Here is a 23400-nt window from a genome sequence, read left to right on the forward strand (position 1 = left end):
AGAACTTTCTTAATTTTAACTAATATTTAGTAAATTTCAGTATAGTAAAGATAGCATCTTTACTATACTCTGCTTTTGTTTTAGCTATCAATATTAAACTTAATATATAAAATAGGAAAATAAAATTACTAAAGCATGAATCAAGAGTTTACTAGTGTTATAGATGATTTTAAACTGGAACAAAATTTTGCCGTTGCTGTCTCAGGGGGAATAGATAGCATGGTCCTACTTCATCTTGTAGCGCAGTGGGCAGGAGAAAAGAAAGAAGCAGTGCCAATAGTGCTTACCGTAAATCATAATCTGCGTTCAGAAGCAAAGGAAGAAGTTCTGTTTGTTTCAAAGCATGCAGAACAATTAGGCATTCCATGTTACATATTAAGCTGGGAAATAAAGGAGAAAATCAAAAGTAATGTACAATCACGCGCAAGAAATGCAAGATATGAGCTATTGACTCAGTGGTGTAAACAAAATCAAGTGAAACACCTTCTGACTGCTCATAATCTTGATGATCAAGCAGAAACTTTTTTCATTAGACTGGAGCGTGGTAGCGGTGTAGATGGTCTATCTGCAATGAGTAAAAAGAGCATTTTTAATGATATTTATATACTTAGGCCACTGCTTACGTTTAGTCGCAAAGTTTTAACAGAATATGCATTGAGCCATAATGTAAAGTGGATAGAAGACCCAAGCAATCGGGATAACAAGTATAAACGCACTATATACCGCAATTTCCTTAAAATTAGTGAAAATCCAGAAGTACTAATGAAACGAATATGCTTAACTAGTATGCACATGAAAAGAGCACTTATTGCGCTCATGCATTATACAAAAATTGCATTTAACCAATGTGTGATTATATCTGCTTTAGGCTACATAGAAATAAAATTGATTGAATTCTACCAATTACCAGAAGAGATAGCTACAAGAGTGCTTGTTTATTCTTTAATGGTAATAGGAGAGAAATATTATAAACCGCGTTATGGCAGTTTTAGCATCATATTCAATCAAATATGGCACAAAGATTATAAGAGAGATCATACACTGCATGGCTGCACAATAATGAAAAGCAAAGGTAATATAATGATCTTAAGAGAAGCTGCAAAAATTATAGATAAAACAATAGAACTGAAGCAAAATGAAACTATTGAATATGAGTGGGATAACAGATTTTTATGTACAATAAGAAATATTCCATGCAACCAGACTGTGACTATAACAATTCTGAAAACATATTCTCAATTACCAGAACATTTGAAAAAATATCATCAAAAGATAATATGTTCTTTACCTATTCTTGTAAAAGATGAAAAAATACTTGCCTATCCACACATAAATTGTGACAATGTAGATTTCTCAATTAGTAGTCATCCAGTTAAAGAAAACATAATGAATTGTATAAATTACATAACAGATGAGGAGGTTTTTGCGTGAGAAAAATTTTTGAAGGTTTACTAATTTGGCTAGTTATCATTACTATTGTTGCAGTTGTATATTTTCAATTAAATGGGAGAGTTTTAAGTAAAAATAACATAAATTTACCTTTTTCTAGCTTTCTCAATAAGCTTGATGGAAATGAAATTGAAAGTGTCGTAATTAAACAAAATAGTATTGAAGGAAAATTAAAGGATGGCTCGAGCTTTATTTCAAGTGGCATAATTTACAATGACTTGATAAAAATGCTCCATGATAAACAAGTAAATTTTAGCTTCTCAACTGGTGAATCCTTCTTAGGTCTGATTGGTAGTGTATTAATATCATGGTTTCCTATGTTTCTACTTATCATAGTATGGTTTGTTTTTCTAAAACAAATGCAAGCTGGTGGCAATAGAACCATGAGCTTTGGCAAGTCCAGAGCACGACTGATGACAGATAATAGAAAAAGAATTACATTTGATGATGTTGCCGGTATTGATGAGGCAAAAGAGGAATTAGTAGAAATTGTTGACTTCTTGAAACATAGGCAAAAGTTTCAATCACTTGGTGGCAAAATACCAAAAGGGTGTTTACTGGTTGGTCCTCCAGGAACTGGTAAAACTTTACTTGCACGAGCAATTGCAGGTGAAGCAAAGGTACCATTTTTTAGTATTTCTGGTTCTGATTTTGTTGAGATGTTCGTTGGAGTTGGGGCTAGTCGTGTTCGTGATATGTTCGATCAAGGAAAAAAAAGTGCTCCTTGTATAATTTTCATTGATGAAATAGATGCAGTGGGTCGGCATCGCGGCATTGGGCTTGGTGGCGGCAATGACGAAAGAGAACAAACTTTAAACCAACTACTTGTTGAAATGGATGGCTTTGAATCCAATGATGGAGTAATAATTATTGCTGCTACTAATCGTCCAGATGTTTTAGATCCAGCATTACTTAGACCTGGACGTTTTGATAGGCAAGTTACTATATCTGCACCAGATATTAACGGACGTGAGAAGATACTAAATGTACATGCAAAACATGCACCTTTGGCACCAAATGTTAACATTAGAACGGTTGCAAGAGGAACTCCTGGGTTTTGTGGAGCTGATCTGGCAAATTTAGTAAATGAAGCATCTCTCATAGCTGCCAGGAGAGATCAAAAAGTGGTGACGATGGCAGATTTTGAATATGCACGCGATAAAGTGATGATGGGAGCAGAAAGACGTTCTTTAATGATGACAGATGAAGAAAAACAGCTGACTGCTTACCATGAAGCAGGCCATGCAGTTGTAGCTTTTTATAGTCCAGCCTCTGATCCAATACATAAAGCAACTATTATCCCAAGAGGAAGGAGCTTAGGGCTTGTTATGCGTCTTCCAGAAACAGATAGAGTATCACATACGAGAGAAAAGATGATCGCTGACATCACTGTTGCCATGGGTGGAAGAGTTGCAGAAGAACTTATTTTTGGTCACGATAAAGTTACCAGCGGTGCTTCATCAGATATCAAGCAAGCAACTGCTATATCACGTGCTATGGTCATAAAGTGGGGCATGAGTGATAAAGTTGGGCCACTGGATCACAGTAGAGAAAATATCACCAGAGAAAGCAGCGCTGAGGTGATTTCTGATAGTACTGCAGAGCTTATAGATCAAGAGATAAAAAATATTATCTCTATGTGCTATGATAAAGCTAAAAGTATTCTTACTGAACATGAAGATAAGTTAGAGCTAATTGCCTCTAATCTATTAAAATTTGAAACTTTAACTGGTGATGATATTAAGGATATCTTTGATGGTAAGGAGATTGTCATAAAAGATGAAGAAACAGGCGAAGAGATAAAAAGGTCTTCACTACCTTTAAAAGGCTGATATACTACTAATTTTATAATGTTATTATGAGCGTTAATTGCGGCATAGTTGGCCTGCCAAATATAGGAAAATCAACTCTATTTAATGCTCTTACTCAAACTGCACTGGCTGAAGCCGCAAATTATCCATTTTGTACAATAGAACCAAATGTGGGGCGTGTAGCTATTAAAGATAGGCGTTTAGTGAAGCTTGCAAAAATTGCCGGATCTCAAAAAGTTATATATAATCAACTTGAAGTTGTAGATATTGCAGGCCTGGTTAAAGGTGCAAGCAAAGGTGAGGGCCTGGGCAATAAGTTTTTAAGTCATATTAGAGAGGTTGATGCAATTATTCACCTACTGCGCTGCTTTGAAGATAGTGACGTTCCTCATGTTCATAATGACATAGATCCTATATCTGATGCTGAAACAGTGGAAATGGAGTTAATTTTAGCAGATATTGACAGCATAGAACGCAGACTCCCACAACTGCAGAAAGGAATAAAATCTGGCAACAAAGAATCTAAAAAGACATTAGATTTAATGCTGGAAGTGCTTGAAATGCTCAAAAATGGTAAACCGGCAAGAAGTTTAGGATACCCAAACGAAGAAGAAATAAAGCTGCTTCAACTTTTGACAACCAAGCCGATTATGTATGTTTGCAATGTTGAAGATGAGAATATCATTCATGGTAACAGCTTATCTAAAATTGTAGAGAAAATGGCCAAGGAAACAGGTAGTCAGTGTCACTGTATTTCAGCGAAACTAGAAGCAGAAATTGCAACTCTTGAAAATGAGGCGGAAAAAGCAACCTTTTTATCTGAATTTGGCCTAGAGGAATCAGGGCTAGATTCTATAGTGAAAATTATGTATAACCTGCTGAATATGATAACGTTTTTTACCATTGGGCCAAAGGAAGCTCGGGCGTGGCCAATACAAAACGGTATAACAGCAGAAAAAGCAGCCGGAGTCATTCATAGTGATTTTGAAAGGGGATTTATAAAAGCAGAAACAATCAGCTTTGAAGATTATCTGCAGTATGGTGGCGAAGCTGGATGCAAAGATGCAGGAAAATCGAGATTCGAAGGCAAAGAATACATTGTACAAGATGGAGATATAATACATTTTAGGTTTAATACGTAAAAAATCTTTACTGTAAATAAAAGGTAAATAGCTGGTGTATTTATCTTAAAAGATATTGACTAAAATGACAATATGTATTCTAATTTTATTAGACAATAAAAAATAACTAAGAGGGGGAAAATTATGACATGGTTATTAAAAAAAATAAAATTGTTCTTCAGATTCCATGTTGGAGAAGTACTACTTAGACGAAGACATTTTACTTAACTTGATAATGACTTAATACAAGCTTGTAAAGATGGAAAGATAGAAAAAGTTCAATCTCTTGTGAACAAGTTAGGGGTAGATATTAATGTTAAAGGTAAGAATGGTAAAACACCTCTACACTATGCTGCTAAAAATGGACATGAGGAAATAGTTAAGCTTCTTCTTAAAAATGGGGCAGATGTTAATGCTCAAAATAAGTATGATCTTACAGCTTTAGAACTTGCTAATAAAGCAGAACATAAAGGCATAGTTAAGCTTTTTTTTCAACATGAAGTTGAGCTTCGTCTTAAAAATCGGGTAGATATTAATGTTAAAGATCAGGATGGTTATACACTTCTACACTGTGTTGCTAAAGAGGGGTATCACAATATAGCTGAGCTTCTTCTTAAAAATGGAGCAAAGGTTAATGCTCAAAGTCAGAGTGGTAAAACATCTCTACACTATGCTGCTAAAAATGGACATGTGGAAATAGTTAAGCTTCTTCTTAAAAATGGGGCAGATGTTAAGGCTAAAAATAAGTATGATCTTACAGCTCTAAACCTTGCTAATAAAGCAGAACATAAAGGCATAGTTGATCTTCTTTTTCAATATGAAGTTGAGCTTGGTCTTAAAAATTGGGCAGATGTTTATTATGAAGATCAGGATGGTAATATACTTCTATACCGTGCTGCTAAAAATGAACATGTAGAAATAGCTGAGCTTCTTCTTAAAAATGGAGCAAAGGTTGATATTATAAATAACTATAATGAGGCACCTTTACACTGTGCTATTTGTGATGAAGATATAGATATAGTGAAGTTTCTTCTTAAAAATGGAGCAGATGTTAATGTTAAAGATAGGAATGGTAATACACCTCTACACTGGGCTATTCTACGTAGAAATACAGGATTAGTTAATCTTCTTCTTAAAAATGAAGCAAATGTTAATGTTAAAAGTGATCACGGCTTTTATTATCCCATGCTGGAAGGTGAGGGTAGTACACCCGTACAGGCTGCTGCTGAATCCGGTTGTATGGAAATCCTTTTCCTACTTCTACTTTTTGGTGCTGATATAAGTGCAGAAGATCGAATCAAAATGAACGGCAATCCTAAACTTGCCAGCTGTTTAGAAGAATTTGAAAGAATAAAGGCGATACCTCTCTTTGATAGAATGATAGAAGCACATAAAGGTGGAAATATAAAAGCCATTTTACCTTTGATAAATAATAGAGAAGCATTAATCAAGGATCTACAGGAAATTGAAGAACGTTGTAATTCTAACGAACAATTATCTTTTATATCTCAATACTTGTATGATTTCATGAAATATATGGAACCAAAAATTAAGCAAGCATACAAAATAAAGAAATGTAAAACTAAAGCTGTAAGTAGCTTGATAAATACAAGATATGAAAATATTAAGCTTAGCCCTAAGCTCAGTATAATAAGCAAAATACTTCTATGGATAAAACAATGTTTCTATAAAATAATGCCATTTTTAACCAAAAATATAGATGATGCACTTCCAGAAAAGCAATGTCACAACAATAATTTTCATGATGTAGCTGGAAACATAGCTCAATATTTAAGTACTAAAGATTTACAAAATCTTGCTTTAGTCTATAAGGATATTAATATTAGTGTTAATAATGAAAAAGAATGTAGCGAAAAAAGAATCAATAGGTCAATGGGTAGGTTAATGACTGATGTAAAGCAAGTTTTAGATGAACCAACTACAATTGGAATTTATGGTTCATTTATTGAACACTAAATAAACATTATCTATAGATAGCTTACTGTATGTCATGCAAGAAGCATTAATTTCTAAGAACCTGTACGCGATCTAGGAAGAATGATAAGATGGATAATAATATATATAAAAAATATGTTATGCGAGATTCATACCCAAAGTCGTGAGAAATTCGAAAAGATTAAACCAACTTTGGAAAGCGCACGAAAAAGCCAAGAAAGCAGAATTTATACGAGTTATTTTGCGGCGTGCTGTACGTTTTAAAGAGTAGTGGCGAATGTTGCCTAAACAAAATGGCGCAATTACTATGATTATTTTAAGAGATGGAATAGGTATAGATAAAGAAAGCGTTTTGGAGCGTATCTTAAAAAAATTAGTTGGGTTTCAACAATGGTCGGAATACCAATTCTGCATAATTGATGCCCAGAGCGTGAAAAACACCGATACTGCTGAAGAAAAAGGTTATGTAAGAAAATTTCAGGAATATATAGCGGTGGATAGTCAGCGCATGCAATTTATATCACAACAACTAATATCGTAGATCTGCTGTAAAAATGGTTTGGAATGCTAAAAAAACCTTTCAGAAGTTCAAAATATACTGGTTGATATACAGGGGAAAAATTTGCAACTCAAATAAAAGCGATTATTGGTGCAACTGTTGAAGTAATCAAACGAAATGAGCTACATTCCTTTGTTGTATTACCAAAAAGATGGGTTGTCGATTTGCTTGGTTAGAGAAGATTATGGAAGAATTGTGAGAGGAAACTCAACACTAGCTTACAAATTTTCTTTTGTTGCTCTTTTGCTAAAAAGATTATGAACAGGCTCTTAGAGTTAGTAATCCAATTTGGCAAGCTGTTTTTTAAATGCATCCTGAAGCATTTAAGGTTTTATTAGAACATGATCCTAAAAATATAAACCTTCCATATCAATAGACATACTGTAATAGCTATTGAAAAAAGGAGATAGAATATTTTAGAGAGAAGTAAGAAATTCGATAGAATTAGTTCTGCAAAAATAATTTAAACTTTTAAAGTAGGAGTAGTCTCATAAAATATTATATTGGGTTAGATGTCTCACTCAAAGAAACTTTTATAAGTATCGTTGATGAGAAAGGAAAAGTTGTTAAGGAAGAAGTTGTTGCAAGAAAAAGTAAAGCAATAGCAGAGAACTTGCTAAGTCAAGGCAAAAAATAAGAATCCATAGGGATAGAAAGTTGTCAATATCAATGTGTAAAGAGTTAAGGGATTTTGGATTACCAGTGATTTGTGTAGATGCAAGGGGTATAGCTCAAATGATGAGGGTTGGGTTGTACAGAGAAGTATTAGTAAAATCAGATAAATCTTACCAAATCAACTTGGAAGCAGAAGACAGTTAACATGTAGCAAACAGCAGATTATTGGAACAATAAATTGAAGATATACGGTTGGTCGAGGATTAAAATTTGAAAGCTTTTCTTTAAAAATAGAAGAAATGATCTAGATGAAGTTAGCAAAAACTCAATTGAAGCATTAGTACATAGCTTAGAAACAATAGAAGAATCAATTTGATAAATTACTTTCAGAAAAGTGCAAAAAAGATAAAAATTATTAGCCCAGGGGTTGGTATTATAGTAGCAATGACATACAAAGCTGCAATACACATAGGTTTGAAACATCTTATACAGTTGGAGCATATATGGGATTGAGCCCAAGACAGTATGCTTCTGGGGAGATTGATCGACATGGAAGTATATCAAACAATGGAGTGCAGAAGTATGCTATATGAGGCTGCGCAATCCTTGCTGACAAGATGTAAGAGAAAATTTAAGTTAAAAAGCTGGGGATTAGCAAAAAAGAAAGGTATGAAGAAAGCAATTGTTGCTGTAGCGCGGAAGTTGTCAGTAATTATGCATAGGATGCTAATTGATAGAAAAGAATTTTGTTATCAATAAACACTAAAGGAATATAGGTATAATTTTATTGAAAGTAAAGATAGTAATGCCGATGGAAGCGATAAGCAAGAACAGAGGATGAAGCTAAGACTTCGTATTAGTTGTATTAAATAAGATTTGAACTGACACTTAGAACAAAAAATAAGAGAAATGAGTACAATGCAAAAAAAAATACTAAAACTAGGATTTTAGCAAGACAACTAGGAAATGTGTCACAAGCGTATGGGATATTCAAATTTTATCGCTTCAAGGAGTTATACGAAAATGGAGATGAGATAAGTAAGAAAGTTTGCAAACAGAGTTTCGGAAGACATAGAAAGAGCCGTGATTAATATCGCAACAGAGTTTCCAGCATATAAAAAATGAGCTGAGAAAAAAATAATATCTGAAGGTGGATAGTTGAGACTTTTAAGAAAAGACTTAAAGCACTAGAAGCAAAAAGATGGAATAATTCTAACAGCTTTAGAAAAAGTGAAAGAACAAAGATGATAAAATTGAAACACAGGTTATCTGGGTGCTCAAGATACCTATTATGTAGGTAATATCAAAGGTATAGGACGAATCTACCAGCAATTGATACTTATTCTCGAAGTTGCATTTGCTAAGTCGATAAGACAGCAATTACCTCTTGTTAAATGATAGCCATTCTTTGATATTGCGTATTTTGACTGATAGAGGTACAGAATATTGCGTGAAATTATCAGCTTTATTTAGGCATATCGATCATTCTAGAACCAAAACCCACTCTCCACAGACCAATGCTTCACAAAACTATGCAAATCATCTTTAGAAATATAGTTCTTTGGAAGATCTGCAGATTGATGTTGGTTGCGTTCTTACAATGAGACAATCAGGCAAATATTGCTACGGCCAATGCAAACTTTTCTTGATATATTGCTTTTTAGAAAAACATTAAATCAGGATTCTGATAGTATATTTAAATTCTTCTGTCAGTTAATTCGTCACTGTCAGATTAAGTGGTGTCTGGTACAATTGAAAAGCAAAAAACCGTTCTAGCTTAGTACAGCTAATCCTCCAACTTTGCAATTTCATCAGGTGATAAGCCAGTAGATCCAGCTATTAAGTCAACAGATATACCAGCTTTAAGTAGGTTTCTTGCAACTTCAATTTTCCCTTGGAGAGAACCGATTTGGATGCCTTCTTTTTTGCCTACATCAAATTTCTCTTCAAGACTAGAGAGATAATCATCAGTACATTTTGTTGCTTGATCGTAAGCTAAACGTTCTTCTGGAGTCCAATTGTATTCATTGACCACGTCATAAGCTCTGCCAATAATAACATCATTACCTATTATTTTCTTTAAATCTTTTTCGCTTGTCGCATCAGCATATTTAAAAAAATAGATCCACTTCTCGACTATATTCTCAAGCTGATCTTCTTTGGTTTTATTAAACTTAGGTAGCTCTATGAAAGTGAAACTAAAGTCTTTAAGATCATGCTGATAAGTAATTTTATCAAGGGTAACATGATCAGACTTATAAGCCAGTTTCTCAGGAAATAAAATAAAATCAGCAATAGCAATAAAAATGACCCCTTTAAGATTATGATATTGATCACCTTTATGAGCTTGACTTGAATAAGCCTTGGCAGCATAATATTGAGCACGTTTCTCGAAGCCTGTGGTTTTAGCAACTTGCATCTCAAGAATCATCTGAACCCCATTAGAATCGGTACAAAGGATATCAACAATACTTTGCTTTTGAGAGATAATTTCAGGATCTTGAATAGGGCTTAAAAAGGAAACATCTTTGATTTGATCAACATCAGTAAGATCTAATATATCATTAAGAAAATGAATAAGAATATCCTTATTATTTACAGAACCAAATATCCTCCGAAAAGCGACATCATTCTTTGGATCTAAAAACTTAGAAAGAGCCATATATAGAATGAGAATAAAACATCAATAATTATACACTATTTAAAGTAACTTTGCTAAATAAAACAGCACTTTTAGTCTTTTGTGATGTTATATTAATAATTCAAGAAATTATGTAATTCATAGAGATTATTACAATAAAAATGTAAAGAAATTTAGGCTTACGTATAAAATGAGATTTGATTTGACAAGTCAGTTATAGTAATCCCTATGAATCACACAAATGAACGCTATGCTCCGGCAAATGGAAGAGACCTCATTTTCTGGTCAATGTAACCACGGTAGACCCACCTATATAGAATTGAAACTCTCTGACATTGAAAAGCTTTTTGCGCGGAGATGAGTTTTGCTTAGGTATGTGATCTGTTCCTTACAGTAAAGTCTTTATTTGTTGAATAATATTTTAAGTAATATATTTACCTTTGTTAACCTCTCTCGCTATAACGTTCATCATTCACGACCGTCTTACAAAATTCTTCAATTACATCACCATTTTTTTCGATTGCAAGTGCTGCATCCTGTTTTAAATTTTTAATATTTTTCTCAGTAGCATTATCTAGATCAGCAGATGCAAATTTCAATTGAGGTTCAATTCTTATATACTTGGGGCCAAGAATCTCTTTTAGTTGATAATTGATAAAGTTATTTCCAGAATTGAACATAACATTTAAAATAAACGCATTCTTAACCCAAGAAAGCGGACTACTTGGTGGCTTAGAAGTAAACTTTACAGGTATTTCTGATACACCAGTACCAATAGATAAGATTGTTATGTCACAACTATTATTAGGATACAGTTCCTGACTGCTAACATAAGCTACTGTTGCAGGATTATTAGCAAAAACCCCTCCATCAACTAATATCCGGTCTACTTTATTAATTGTAAGTTTTTTAGAACGAAAGAAAGTAGGTGCTGCAGTTGTAGCTCTTAATGCATCTTTTAATTTTATCAACTTCGTACTGCTATCCACTATTTTAGTTTCTTTTGGTTTTAAAAAATCTATATTATCGCTCCAGCTCTTAAAAAGAATGGGGCCACAGTTATGTATGTCATAGCTAGTCAATGATAAGTTAGTTAAAACATTAACCAATGTGCTTTCGCCAAAATAATTACCAAGTACTCTTTCAATATTTTCTTCTGAGTACTTTGCTTTAAGTATAAAACTCATAATATCGTTAATAATGCCACGACCTTTAAAAATCTCTAATCCGTGTTTTTCATAAATACCAACCATATCATTGGCAGAGTACAAAGGTTTGCCTTTATTATCCTTTCTACATAGTCCAGCCACAATAATGCCACCAGTTGAAGTACCCACCATTAAATCAAAAATTTTAGCAATGGGTTTATTTGTTCTCTTTTCTATTTCTTCAAGAAGAATAGCAGGAATTATGCCTCTTATTCCACCACCGTCAACTGAGAGAATGTACTTTTTTGGTTTCATTGTTTATAACTCAATTTAAAATTGACTATATTATTAGCTTATGTATTGAATTTGTCATTCTTTATTTCTTACAAGAACCTTTAACTCTCATTTTAATTAATATTTTTTTTATCGATTTATTATGAATCTTATAAAGACTATTATTTAATAGTTAATTTTTAATATACTTTTTTGCTTTTACAACTCTTTAAATGCTTAAAAACTTCTTATATATACTATTGATGGTATTCTTAAGTGGAGAAATAGCAGTATCAAGCAAAAACTTCTCCTATTGGTTTGATAAGTATGCTGCACTAAGATATCTTTGAACTCTGTAGCAATTTTAGCTCCATAACCATGCTTTTGTGCTATTTCTGTAACTAAGCTATCTAAAGTGATCTGGTGCCACTCCTTTGATTTTCAGAGATTTCTTTAAATCTGCAGCGTGACACTTTATTCTTAAAGTTTGAGGTGGACTTTGTATTGTAACCTCATTAGCTATATAAACTCCCATACACCTGTTTCTTTATATCCAAGAGAGATTTTTAATTTATCCGAAGCTTCAAAATAACTACTATAATCAAGGCATATCTCAGCTTCATCACTGGTAGTGCCAAGTTCATCAGTAATATGTAGTGATATTAAGCTGCTCTTTATCGATTCTGTAGTAGAGATATCTTCTGCTGTTATATAAAAGTCTGGTGTCATTTTAGTCTAAAATTCTTACAATGGACTTTTGTGACATCTTCTCAAGCTTAAATCTTAAGTCCTGTGGGCAAAAAACTACCATATTCTGCAAGTCCAGCTCTAACACTTTTTCCACAGCTCCAGAAGTAAATCCATAATGTTTAAAACAGATATAATCTAATACTTCATTTTCTTTTGTAGAGTAGTAAATCATCTTTTATAACTTTTTAATTTTAATTGAAATTCAATTTTTCTTGGGCTACCAGAAGGAAGAAGGTATCTCTGCCTTTCTTCTATATGGGTAATAACAAAATGGCCTAAAATAAGCCCTAAAGTGTCAACTAAAATATGAGGTGTTTGATTTACCCAGGATTCTCTCATATTAATTAGATCATTAAAATGTAGCTGAGGATACCTTCTAAATCAATATCCTGAACCAATATTTTGTAATGATATTTGACCAATACACTCAACCGTATGCCATCTTTGCTCTTTATAGCATCTTAAGCTTGTTGGTGAAAATTTATATGGTCCAAGTAACAGCATTAATAAAGTTCCTCAATAGACCTCTTTCGAAACTCAAATAGAAAGTTCAAAATTGTAAATACCAGCGATTAAATTGAACCTCAGAGCAAAACGTTTACGTCTGTTTCTATATCTATCCGATTAAATCTTTTCAACAAGCCAATTATGTTTTCTACTATTACTCTTTCACTCATAAGTTCCTTTTCTTTTGTTCCCTATTCAATGGCTTCTTTTTCGTCTTTCTGTGAGGCAAATACGCGTTTTTATGCAGCTTCTGCATTCCTCTGTAGGCACTATCTGCCAGAACTTTAACGTCTGGTAATATATGTAGTTTTGATTCCTTAAACATCCTAAAATCATACCGTTCGAAAAAGATGTACATATAATCTTTTTGTTCTGTTTTCCTATAATTAACTGAGTTTTGAGTGTATGTTTTTTCTTCTTACCTGAATTCGTTGCTTTTTTTGGGTCTTTCTATAGGTGTTTCTGTACTATCTATTACTAAAACTTCATATTCCATATCATTTTTTAACAATTCTTTTCGATTCGGTAACACAAAATCTTGGTGCTTTATTATTCTACCCACTTTACCGTTTTATAAGCTGCACTCTCCCATAGCTTTGCGTAATATGAAAATATGTTCGATATTCACGGAGATATTCCAATACCATAAGCAGCATATCCTCTTCACTTAATTTATTTTTCCTACCACCTTTAGCCTTTTTTCTCTTATTTGCTTCTCTCTACTATTTTATCAAATGTTGACCTTTTTACTCCTTGCGAAATTTCTCATCCTCTAACTCTTTTACTATTTTATATTTTATCTCCATTTTGAAATCTCCTCTTTTCTTATTTTAGACTTCTTTCGAAAGAAGTCTAATGTCTCTTGGAATTTCCTATCCTGCAGTTTGGAATTATAGCATATATTATCATTGCAACTTTGGCTGGTCTAAACTAATAAAATTATTAGCTTGCTTGAATAATATCCAACCAAACTATTTTACCACTTATATTTAAAGTTGCCACCTTGCTTTAGCTGTAAGATAAATAATTTATCACATTTACCCATTTTATCAATGTCAATATTATAAACATTGGAAAGCTTAGCAACAGCATCATCAACTTCTTTTGCTGACATATCAAATGCGGTTAGTTACTGTATCTGTAAATTGAGTAATACCAAATCATTAGCAGCAATTTAAGCAATGCTGATAATGGCATGATGTGTGATATTTCCTTTACTCTTCCCCTCATCTATAGTTAGAGTTCATATCTGGTATATTTTCTATTTTTGGTTGAGCTAATGCATTACTGATATTGTCACTATTTTTGATCAATTTTTCTATCTGATATTCAAAATTTTCCTTTATTCCTTTTTTTTCGATATAATTACGTGTTAAGATATTAACACCACTCAACATACCAACTGCTGCTATTACAATAAAGCTAGCACACATATAATGCGCATAATCATCTTGCATTGCTATTGCGTCGTTTAATAAGATGCTACTCCCTACAATCAACATAAAACTAGTTGCTATCATTAGTGTAGCTAAACAGTACGAAGCTGAATTGCTATTATTGGCAGTTTCATAATTGTTTTTAATTTTTATATATTTACATAAAACATCCAAAATTGGTTTTTGAGCGTAATCAAGAGGAATTTTGCCCTTATTATCTGCAACTAAAAGGTCAATATCTTTTCTTGTCAACAAAGTACCTAAAATTTTTAATTGACTATTTACATCTAGTTTACTTTTTACTACATAATGCAGTACTGTTTCATTGCGATCATCACAAATGTTAACATTTAGCTTAGGTAAGGATAACAGATACGAAACGATATCTAATGAATCTTCATTGTTGTTTTTAATAAAGCGTTCTACAGCAAAATGCAATGCTGATTCTTGAAATAAAACTCCTTCATCTTGAGAGATGAAATTAACGTCTGCTCCATTTTCAACTAATAACTTTATCGTCTTTAAACGGTTTTCTTCATTATTACCAATATAGATTGTAGCAAGAATTAGTGCTGTGTATTCAAGTGGAGAAACATAATTTACATCAGCACCTCTTGCAATCAGATATTTTACCATATCAGCATAGCCTTCCATTGCTGCAATGTGTAGTGAGTGATGTAAATCCTTTAGGTCAAGAAGATATTTTTGCTCTTTTATTAAATATCTTACTATTTCAATTTGATTAAGTTGTACAGTAAGGTGAAAAAACTTAATTTTGCCACTACCATATTTATACTCAGCTTCAATCAGCATTTGCAATATTTCTGTTTTTCCTTCAGCGTAGTCAAATGGCGTTTTACCATTATTGTTTTGGATAAACGGGTTTATGCCTTCTCTAGCAAGTAAATATCTTACTGCTTCAATGTCACCAATTTCTATTGCTAAATGAAGTGGTGTAAGCCCATATTCATTTTGTGAGTTAACATTAATACCCTGCTTTATAAAGAAATCAAAAGCTTCTTTGTAAATTAGATCATCATAGTTTATATTGGGAGCCCTCTTAATAGAGGAAGAGAGTAAAGCAAGTATGCATGGTAATTTATCTATATTACCACAATATTGTATTACATCAAATACCTGAAAAATCCTTTCTATTCTGCTGTGTAGGTTATGAGTATCATTAGGTAAAGTACTCTCACAATCATCTGGTTCCTGAGCATCATTAAATTTGGGAGAATCAATACCAGAATCTGACGATTCACTACTAGTTTCTAGTTCATCATCCAATCTATAAACAACTTGCAGTTGGTCAACGATATTACTTTCTTCTGTTCCCTGTATTGGCATGTTCCCCCTAACCAATAGCATATTATATATACGCTTGAGCGTATTTTTTATTCTTATATGAGTATAGTTATTTTTGATGAATTTTAGTTTAACTCTATTCTATAGATTGAGTAGTTGGGAAAAAGATAATATAAATCTGAAAATTAATTGGAATTTTCCTATATGCTTCTAACACGACTAGTTTATTTAGGGCTAATCATATTTTCTGGCTTTATGATCTCATCAAATTTTTGCTCATCAAGCAACTCGAGCTCTACAGCAGCTTCTTTGAGAGTGATGTTCTTATCATAGGCATATTTTGCTATTTTTGCTGCATTGTCATAACCTATATGAGTATTTAAAGCGGTAACTAGCATTAAAGATTGATTTAATAAATCTGATATTCTTTTTTTGTTAGCCTGAATTCCAACGATGCATTTATTACTGAAATTAATACTAGCATCAGCTAAGAGTTGAATTGACTGCAGTACATTATATATAATTACTGGTTTAAAAACATTTAGCTCAAAATGACCATTACTACCACCGATTGTAACGGTTGTATGATTTCCCATTACTTGAGCGCATACCATAGTGATTGCTTCACATTGAGTTGGATTTACCTTTCCTGGCATGATTGAGGATCCTGGTTCGTTAGTCGGTAATATTATTTCTCCAATACCGCATCTTGGTCCTGATGCTAAAAGTCTTATATCATTTGCAATTTTCATGATACTTACTGCAGCTGTATTTAATGCTCCACTCAGTTCAACTAATGCATCATTCGCTGCTAGTGCTTCAAATTTATTTTTTGCTGTTACAAAAGGTAGATTCGTTATTTCTGCTACTTCCTTTGCAAAATCTAAAGCAAAGTTTTTCTTAGTATTAAGACCCGTACCAACTGCAGTGCCCCCCTGTGCAAGCTCATATATGTTTGTTAAAGCAGCTTTTACTCTCTCGATACCCTTTTGAATTTGAGCTGCATAACCAGAAAATTCTTGTCCCAAAGTAAGTGGAGTTGCATCTTGCAAATGAGTGCGTCCAACTTTGACAATTTGCTCGAACTCCTGTGATTTTAAATCTAATGTTTTATGTAATTCTTGCATGTTAGAAATAAGCGGATCATTTACCTGCTTAGCTGCAGCTATATGCATTGCTGTTGGAAAGGTATCGTTTGAAGATTGCCCGTAATTAACATGATCATTTGGATGCACTGGAGATTTACTTCCAATGATCCCCCCCATTATCTCTATTGCGCGATTAGCTATGACCTCATTGATATTCATATTGGTCTGAGTACCAGAACCAGTTTGCCAAATAACAAGTGGAAATTCTTCATCAAACCTGCCATCTATTATTTCTTGCGCTGCTTGACAAATAGCACTGCCTACATCACTTGCAATATCTCCATATCTTATATTAATACGCGCTGCAGCTAGTTTCACTATTGCTAAAGCTTTAATCAAAGAAATTGGCATTTTTTCTGAGCCAATCTTGAAATTTTCCAAAGAGCGCTGGGTTTGTGCCCCCCAGTAATGATTACTTGGAACAGCTATTTCTCCTAAGCTATCAGATTCTATTCTAGTATCACTCATACTACTATTTTAAATATTTAAATTTATAACTTTTGAAGCTTAAGTCCAATATTTTAAAATCTTATAATATTAAAGGAATATAGAGTTACTTATCTTTCTTATGTTTTTTAATTTCTTTATTTTTCTGCTTATTTTCCTCCTACTTTTCTTTCTCTTGTAATTTTTTATCCACAGCATCCTTTAAATTAGAACCAAGCTTTTCTATCTTAGAATGTATCGATTGTGGTACATATGTATTTAAACTATTTTCAATTACGTGAAACATAGGATAAAAATGCGAATCAGTCAGCCAACCTGGTAGAACGTCTTCTGCACTACTGCCCTCATTTTCGCTCTTAGTATAGAAAGTAAAACAATAAACCTCTATCGCAAAAAATATAATAGAAGAAAATATAATACCTTTTAAAACACCAACAAATATACCACTTAATCTATCTGTAACGCCAAGCCTTATGGGATTTAGCACATACATAATCCAATTATTTACTATTATAATGGCTATAGTAATAATGGCACAAATAGAAATTGTAGAAAGAATATTTGCTACTAATTCTGATTCTATATATTTTGTATTCATATAGTTCATTTTAAAGAAATCAAAGTGATTTATTGTCAGTATTACTGATAAAAACATTCCTACCAGTCCAAATAGCTCTTTTAGCCCTCCTCTCATGAAAGCAACAAAAATACAAAGAATAATTACAAAAATAACTATGACATCAAACATTTACTTGTACCTTTAAATCTATTTTGCAAAAAAATTACGCTCAGCAAAATAATTCCACATAATGCATACGCGTAACCAGTATGTACAGGAACAAAAGCAACAATTGCTCTAGGAAAAAGTAAAATAAAACCTACCATAAAAAGTAAAACCGATTCGTAAAATTTACTTACCCTAATAAAATACCCTTGCATACCAGAAGATATTGCAATTAAACCAATTAGGGATGTAATTATAGTACATATAGAGTGTGGCACACTTTTTATTTTATACAAAATTAATTCATTATTAAAAACAAACGCAAATGGTACTAGCATTGTTCTGATATTATAAAGAAAAGCTTGGATACCAACTTTAAATGCATTAGCCTGTGCTATTGCAGCTGCAGCATAAGAGGCTAAACCAACTGGAGGGGTAACATCTGCCATTAGACCAAAATAAAATACAAATAAATGTAGCGCTATTTGAGCAATATCAAATTCATTTAACTGTATAATATGATTTAAAATAGGAATCATGAGAGTTGAAACAACTATATAGCAAGCAGTAGTTGGCATCCCCATTCCTAAAATAATGCATATTATTGCTGTTAAAATAAGCGTTATAAGTAAACTTCCATTTGCTAGATTTTCTATTAGATTGCCAATTGATAACCCAAAGCCTGTAAGTGATACTGAACCAACCAAAACACCTGCAGTACCAGTTGCAATTGCAACTGGTATCATATTTTTTGCACCAATAACCATAGCCTCACGTAAGTTATTTAAATTACTTTTTAGCTTACTCGCTATATTTACTTTTTCCTTTCTAAAAAAGGATGTAATTATATCCTTTGTCAGCAACATAAATATAAGAAATATTATAGTCCAATAGCATGATAAAGCAGACGACATTTTCTCTATTGTTAAACACCAAATTAGGATAGATACAGGAATAAAATAATGTAATCCAGATATGAGTGTTTGTCTTAATGAATTACTATCACTTTTTTCATACTGAGACTGATACCATAATGTTAGTACGTAAATAGATATAACTAAAAGAGAGATAGGGTAAATACTGTAACCTGTAGCTCCAAGAAAATGATAAATGCCTTGTATTACAAAATAAATTACTCCGCAAAAAATAATAAAACAGCAAATTGATATTAAAGATGTAAGTAGAGTGTAATAATTGAAATTAGTTTTCTTATTCATGTCATCGCCTATATTGGCGTTTAATTTGCAAGCCTCAAGGTGTACAATATATAGTAACGTTATATAGATTAAAATGGCTGGGACTATGGCATATTTGACAATTAAAGCATATGGTATTGATAGAAACTCTGATATTAAAAAGGCTGCTGCTCCCATTACCGGAGGCATAATTTGCGCGTTTACTCCAGCCGATACTTCAATTGCAGCTGCCTTTTCTGCACTCAAACCCATTTTTTTCATAAGGGGGATAGTAAAAGTTCCTATAGTGATAGTATTTGCCATAGAAGAGCCAGAAATCATACCCATAAGACCAGAAGCAACTACAGCAGCTTTTGCTGGACCACCAGTAAATCTTGCAAGCAAAGCAAAAGATAATTTTATAAAAAATTCTCCGCCTCCAGCTTTTTCAAGTAATGCACCAAATAATACATAAAGAAAGATAAAATTTGCTGAAGTAGCTAAAGCAACTCCAAATACCCCTTCTGATGATAACCATTCATGCGAAGCAATTGCACTGAGAGAATTGCCTTTGTGTGCTACAATTATAGGCATATACTGCCCAAAATATGAATACAGTAAAAAAATAGAGCTGATAATGACAATAGGCATGCCAACAGTTCTTCTTGCAGCTTCAAGCAGAAGTAAAATTCCAGCTATTGAAATAATTAGATCAATATTAGTTGGCATTGCAACTCTAACTGCCAATTCTTCGTAGAATATAAATAGATAAAGCACTAGAAAAGACGAGATTAATGCTAATGTCCAATTGATTACAGAAATCTTATTATGTTGGCTATAAGGTTCTGAAGAAGAGAGAAAAGTTAAAAATAACGCAAAGCTTAAATGTATTAAGCGAAGCTGAAAGTCGTTTAATAATACTGCCACAAAACCCAAATGTGCTGAAAGCCAGATAAGAACAGGAGAAGCAATAAGTATCTGAAATATTGACCAAATCAGAGCTATATTATCTATTATAGCTCTTATCACATTATTATTCCTGCAACTATTCAATTTTATTTCTTTAGCCTTTTGCATTATATTATTAACATATACGTTGATTTTAACATATATGAGTCAATTTAAAAGCTTAACAGAGGCACTAAAACTAACATTATTTTACAAAATTCAATAATTTTATGTGCTTTTTCTATACTATGCCATCCTTCTACTTTAACCTCTTTATTTTTTTCCAATTGCTTATAATGAGAGAAAAAGTGAGCAATTTTATCCAGTAAAGATTTAGGTAAGTCAGAATAATTACCTATGTTATCGTAATAAGGGTCAACCTTAGAAGTAGGTACGGATAATATTTTTGCATCAACTCCTGCTTCATCAGACATAGAAAGCACCCCTATTGGACGAACAGATATTATAGCTTTTGGTATTAAAGGAAATTGTGTTAAAATTAAAATATCTACTGGATCACCATCTTCAGCATGAGTTTTGGGAATAAAGCCGTAATTGCACGGGTAATGCATAGCTGTTGATAAAAATCTATCAACCTGCAATAGACCTATTTCTTTATCAAACTCATACTTAATAGGATATGAATTTGCACCAATCTCAATAATCGCATTAACTACTTTAGGAGGATTTTCACCAGCAGTAATCTTACTTATATCTATCATATATAATCATTTAAAAATATAATATACTAGATCAGCTAAATTTTTGCAATTTTAAATTCTATCTACAAAATTTCCCTTTGAGAAAAACTTTGTTTATTAATACAATCTAGTTTGCTAGGTATTGGTAGATCACTACAATTTTCTATTACATGGTTTAATTGTTCTTCAGCTTGAATATAACCATTAAAAAGATCTGAAGCTTTATTTTTAAACTTCTCTTCAATTGCCCTTTCTACGCACTTATTGATAATCAAGCAACAAGCCAGTGCAGCAATGTTAATTATGAGTACTAAACTTATGTCTAAAGCTATATTCCCCAGGCTTGTATATATTCCAGCAAAAGCAGAATTTATTGCACATAAAGTCAATGTGTATACAAAGTACTTCTTTACCTGATAGCTTCTAATTTTTGCATTTCTTTCTTCTTGTATTTCTGCATATTGATCTAAAATAGGATGATTATATTTTTTTTGCTCTATGTAATAATCAATCGGGGTCTTGTTCTCAGCATCTTTGCTAAATGGATTGATGTCCTTTTTTGTTAAGAGAACTGCAACTATGTTTAGCTTATGTTCATCTATAGCATAGTGCAGAGGTGTTTGACTTTGATAATCTTGTGAATTAATCTTGCAATGCGAGATATTAATTAAATATTCAACTATACCGAAACATGGATTCTTCTTATCATCATTGCTACTACTTACAGCAACATGAAGTGGCGATAATCGAGTAGAATTCTTTCCAGTACTAACTATATTAATATCTGCTCCCAGTTCAAACAACAATTTCACAACATTCAACTGCTTATTATTTATTGCAAAGTGAATAGGTGAGTGATTTCTTGCATCAAAAACATTAAGATTTGCTTTTCCCTCTGTTACTAAAATTTTTATTACATCTACATATCCATTTCCTGATGCTAAGTGCAGTGGCGTATGATATGAAGTATTACGCAGGTTAGCATCAATACCTTTTTTAATTAAATAATCAACTGCTTCACTATCACCATTACTTACAGCCAAATGAAGCAGATTATCCTTATCAGATCCATATTGGTGATCAATGAAAGCTTGTAATATCTTGCTCCTATTACCCTCTTTAGCATAATCAATGGGGGTTTTGCCAAGGCAATCTCTGATGAATGGATTGATATCATTTGCAGTAAGGAGTTCATTTATTAGAATTAAAGCTGACTGATCTTCTTTAATATCTTCTACTGCATAGTGTAGAGGGGTTTTTCCTTGAAGGTCTTGAATGTTGTGATCAAGGGTAGAATAGGACAACAAGTATTTTATTATATTAAATGACTCTAGTGAATCTTCTTTTCTCTTTAAGAAGTCAATATAAGTATTAATAGCCATGTGTAGAGGGGAGAATTGAAAACAAATATCATCTCCATTTTCCTCAACAGGTCTATAAACAGCATTAATTACTTTTTCTCTTTCATCACTACTTTCCAATAGCAGTTTTACTAAAGCTAAGCTTCCTATACTTACGGCATCATGAAAGGCAGTATATCCTCCTCTTCTAAAAACTAGTGTTGAAGCTCCATGATCAAGTAAAATTCTTATAGTCTCTTCATGTCGTGTGCTAACTGCCCGATGTAATGGTGAATTATATTCATGATCTTGGTTATTAATATGATTAGAGAACTGTGATATTAGAGACTCAACTACTGTTAAGTATTCTTCCTCTTTTTCTTCACTAATTCCTTCATCATAATAACATGTAACACCTAAAACAGCCATATGAAGGCAAGAGTACTTTTTATTTTTGCATACAGCATTAATATCTGCTCCATACTCTATGAGTAAGTTAATTAAGCCAAAATTGCCTATAAGTGCTGCAAGGTGAAGTGGCGTGCATGTTATATTTTGTAGTTCAGGAGTTTTTATATAAAAGTCATCACCCAGTGGGCAAAAGACATTTGGATCTGCACCGGCAGCAAGCAAAGATTTTACTATCTCGTAATTTTCACAAGATACAGCAAAAAATAGTGGTGTATTACCTTTATTGTCCTTTATGTTAGTTTTTAATCTTTGTTTAAGCAGTTCTTTACTTAATCCTTGTTCAATTAATGCCTTCAATTCTTGATTTGATTTTTGTTTAGTCAGCTCTGTAATAATATTAAAATTATCATTTATAGCTGCCATGTGTAATGCTGTTGCCCCGCTTTTATTTTGAATTTCAATATCAACTCCCAACTCTATAAAGAAGTTTATAAGATTAATATTATTTTCCCTTGTAGCCCAATGCAGTGGCGTTTCTACCCTTTCATATTTATATGTTCCTATATTAATTCCAGCATTAATTAGCGTTTTAGTTATTCTTTTTACTATCTCTTCATATAATCCCGTATCATTAGCATCATATTGATTAACTTTTTCATAATTTTCATATAGAATTTCTTCAGAGTCTGATGAGTAGCTTTCAAAATCCGATCCATACCCAGAATCTCTTCTTTGTAGTAAAAAATTGTTTTTAACAATTACCTTTTGCAGTACTTTAAAGGTTTCCTCAGTGTATTCTCTTCTAATTAAAAAATTAATATAATACAGCAACAAACCTAGATAATGATTACTGTTTATGCCGTATACTATTTTTTCTAATAATGCAGTAACATAATGTTGATGAAAATGCTTATGTCTTAACATCACTATATCCC

At 32.6% G+C, this 23400-nt stretch carries 18 protein-coding genes and 3 pseudogenes; 8 read left to right on the forward strand and 13 right to left on the reverse strand.

Annotation, left to right across the window (positions count from 1 at the left end):
* Positions 1-135 precede the first annotated feature (135 nt).
* The 8 genes and pseudogenes from tilS to AACL09_RS01140 all read left to right on the forward strand — a co-directional run.
* Positions 136-1431 (forward strand): tRNA lysidine(34) synthetase TilS, encoded by a 1296-nt coding sequence (gene tilS, locus AACL09_RS01105; protein ID WP_339048219.1) that lies wholly within the window; start codon positions 136-138, stop codon positions 1429-1431.
* Entirely contained in the window at positions 1428-3281 is a 1854-nt protein-coding gene (gene ftsH / locus AACL09_RS01110; RefSeq protein ID WP_339048221.1) for an ATP-dependent zinc metalloprotease FtsH, read from the forward strand. Before tilS ends, ftsH begins: the two co-directional genes overlap by 4 nt.
* 26 nt (positions 3282-3307) lie before the next feature.
* Positions 3308-4402 (forward strand): redox-regulated ATPase YchF, encoded by a 1095-nt coding sequence (gene ychF, locus AACL09_RS01115; protein ID WP_339048223.1) that lies wholly within the window; start codon positions 3308-3310, stop codon positions 4400-4402.
* A gap of 267 nt (positions 4403-4669) precedes the next feature.
* Entirely contained in the window at positions 4670-6358 is a 1689-nt protein-coding gene (locus tag AACL09_RS01120; protein ID WP_339048225.1) for an ankyrin repeat domain-containing protein, read from the forward strand.
* 114 nt (positions 6359-6472) lie between these two features.
* A pseudogene (locus AACL09_RS01125) lies at positions 6473-7157 on the forward strand (IS5/IS1182 family transposase).
* 408 nt (positions 7158-7565) lie between these two features.
* Positions 7566-7715 (forward strand): hypothetical protein, encoded by a 150-nt coding sequence (locus AACL09_RS01130; RefSeq protein ID WP_339047285.1) that lies wholly within the window; start codon positions 7566-7568, stop codon positions 7713-7715.
* 345 nt (positions 7716-8060) lie between these two features.
* A complete protein-coding gene (locus AACL09_RS01135) occupies positions 8061-8270 on the forward strand; it encodes a hypothetical protein (RefSeq protein WP_339047287.1) in 210 nt (69 codons plus the stop codon).
* A 209-nt stretch (positions 8271-8479) separates the two neighbouring features.
* Positions 8480-9144 (forward strand): annotated as a pseudogene (locus AACL09_RS01140) (IS481 family transposase); the annotation flags it as partial.
* A gap of 153 nt (positions 9145-9297) precedes the next feature.
* Here AACL09_RS01140 and AACL09_RS01145 read toward each other — a convergent pair.
* The 13 genes and pseudogenes from AACL09_RS01145 to AACL09_RS01205 form a co-directional block, all read right to left on the reverse strand.
* A complete protein-coding gene (locus AACL09_RS01145; RefSeq protein WP_339048227.1) occupies positions 9298-10173 on the reverse strand; it encodes an Rpn family recombination-promoting nuclease/putative transposase in 876 nt (291 codons plus the stop codon).
* A gap of 422 nt (positions 10174-10595) precedes the next feature.
* Positions 10596-11615: a patatin-like phospholipase family protein gene (locus tag AACL09_RS01150; RefSeq protein WP_339048229.1), complete on the reverse strand. Its 1020-nt coding sequence runs from the start codon at positions 11613-11615 to the stop codon at positions 10596-10598.
* 477 nt (positions 11616-12092) lie between these two features.
* Positions 12093-12302, reverse strand: coding sequence for a hypothetical protein (locus tag AACL09_RS01155; RefSeq protein WP_339048231.1), 210 nt, complete (start codon positions 12300-12302; stop codon positions 12093-12095).
* A gap of 1 nt (position 12303) precedes the next feature.
* Positions 12304-12495: a tail protein X gene (locus AACL09_RS01160; RefSeq protein ID WP_339048233.1), complete on the reverse strand. Its 192-nt coding sequence runs from the start codon at positions 12493-12495 to the stop codon at positions 12304-12306.
* Positions 12492-12662, reverse strand: a complete 171-nt coding sequence (locus AACL09_RS01165; protein WP_339048235.1) for a phage tail protein — start codon at positions 12660-12662, stop codon at positions 12492-12494. The genes AACL09_RS01160 and AACL09_RS01165 overlap by 4 nt, the downstream gene beginning before the upstream one ends.
* 198 nt (positions 12663-12860) lie before the next feature.
* A pseudogene (locus AACL09_RS01170) lies at positions 12861-13630 on the reverse strand (transposase family protein).
* Between the two features lie 176 nt (positions 13631-13806).
* Entirely contained in the window at positions 13807-13944 is a 138-nt protein-coding gene (locus AACL09_RS01175) for a hypothetical protein (protein ID WP_339048237.1), read from the reverse strand.
* Between the two features lie 112 nt (positions 13945-14056).
* Complete coding sequence (locus tag AACL09_RS01180; RefSeq protein WP_339048239.1) at positions 14057-15613, reverse strand: ankyrin repeat domain-containing protein; 1557 nt, start codon at positions 15611-15613, stop codon at positions 14057-14059.
* Between the two features lie 182 nt (positions 15614-15795).
* Complete coding sequence (gene fumC, locus AACL09_RS01185; RefSeq protein WP_339048241.1) at positions 15796-17187, reverse strand: class II fumarate hydratase; 1392 nt, start codon at positions 17185-17187, stop codon at positions 15796-15798.
* A gap of 139 nt (positions 17188-17326) precedes the next feature.
* Positions 17327-17914: a CvpA family protein gene (locus tag AACL09_RS01190; RefSeq protein WP_339048243.1), complete on the reverse strand. Its 588-nt coding sequence runs from the start codon at positions 17912-17914 to the stop codon at positions 17327-17329.
* The gene (locus AACL09_RS01195) at positions 17899-20094 is read right to left on the reverse strand and encodes a TRAP transporter permease (protein ID WP_339048245.1); all 2196 of its coding nucleotides are present in this window, start codon (positions 20092-20094) and stop codon (positions 17899-17901) included. Before AACL09_RS01195 ends, AACL09_RS01190 begins: the two co-directional genes overlap by 16 nt.
* A 92-nt stretch (positions 20095-20186) precedes the next feature.
* Positions 20187-20732 (reverse strand): inorganic diphosphatase, encoded by a 546-nt coding sequence (ppa, locus tag AACL09_RS01200; RefSeq protein WP_339048954.1) that lies wholly within the window; start codon positions 20730-20732, stop codon positions 20187-20189.
* 65 nt (positions 20733-20797) lie between these two features.
* Positions 20798-23389 (reverse strand): ankyrin repeat domain-containing protein, encoded by a 2592-nt coding sequence (locus AACL09_RS01205; RefSeq protein ID WP_339048247.1) that lies wholly within the window; start codon positions 23387-23389, stop codon positions 20798-20800.
* Positions 23390-23400 lie beyond the last annotated feature (11 nt).

Origin of the sequence: Candidatus Mesenet endosymbiont of Phosphuga atrata (genome assembly GCF_964020175.1) — a bacterium.
In the GTDB taxonomy this organism is placed as follows: domain Bacteria; phylum Pseudomonadota; class Alphaproteobacteria; order Rickettsiales; family Anaplasmataceae; genus Mesenet.

Bases quoted from the DNA above. Each gene is read 5' to 3' on its own strand.
- tilS (WP_339048219.1), top strand. From the start codon at position 136: ATGAATCAAGAGTTTACTAGTGTTATAGATGATTTTAAACTGGAACAA.
- ychF (WP_339048223.1), top strand. From the start codon at position 3,308: ATGAGCGTTAATTGCGGCATAGTTGGCCTGCCAAATATAGGAAAATCA.
- AACL09_RS01130 (WP_339047285.1), top strand. From the start codon at position 7,566: ATGTGTAAAGAGTTAAGGGATTTTGGATTACCAGTGATTTGTGTAGAT.
- AACL09_RS01135 (WP_339047287.1), top strand. From the start codon at position 8,061: ATGGAAGTATATCAAACAATGGAGTGCAGAAGTATGCTATATGAGGCT.
- AACL09_RS01145 (WP_339048227.1), bottom strand. From the start codon at position 10,173: ATGGCTCTTTCTAAGTTTTTAGATCCAAAGAATGATGTCGCTTTTCGG.
- AACL09_RS01150 (WP_339048229.1), bottom strand. From the start codon at position 11,615: ATGAAACCAAAAAAGTACATTCTCTCAGTTGACGGTGGTGGAATAAGA.
- AACL09_RS01155 (WP_339048231.1), bottom strand. From the start codon at position 12,302: ATGACACCAGACTTTTATATAACAGCAGAAGATATCTCTACTACAGAA.
- AACL09_RS01160 (WP_339048233.1), bottom strand. From the start codon at position 12,495: ATGATTTACTACTCTACAAAAGAAAATGAAGTATTAGATTATATCTGT.
- AACL09_RS01165 (WP_339048235.1), bottom strand. From the start codon at position 12,662: ATGAGAGAATCCTGGGTAAATCAAACACCTCATATTTTAGTTGACACT.
- AACL09_RS01175 (WP_339048237.1), bottom strand. From the start codon at position 13,944: ATGTCAGCAAAAGAAGTTGATGATGCTGTTGCTAAGCTTTCCAATGTT.
- AACL09_RS01180 (WP_339048239.1), bottom strand. From the start codon at position 15,613: ATGCCAATACAGGGAACAGAAGAAAGTAATATCGTTGACCAACTGCAA.
- fumC (WP_339048241.1), bottom strand. From the start codon at position 17,187: ATGAGTGATACTAGAATAGAATCTGATAGCTTAGGAGAAATAGCTGTT.
- AACL09_RS01190 (WP_339048243.1), bottom strand. From the start codon at position 17,914: ATGTTTGATGTCATAGTTATTTTTGTAATTATTCTTTGTATTTTTGTT.
- AACL09_RS01205 (WP_339048247.1), bottom strand. From the start codon at position 23,389: ATGTTAAGACATAAGCATTTTCATCAACATTATGTTACTGCATTATTA.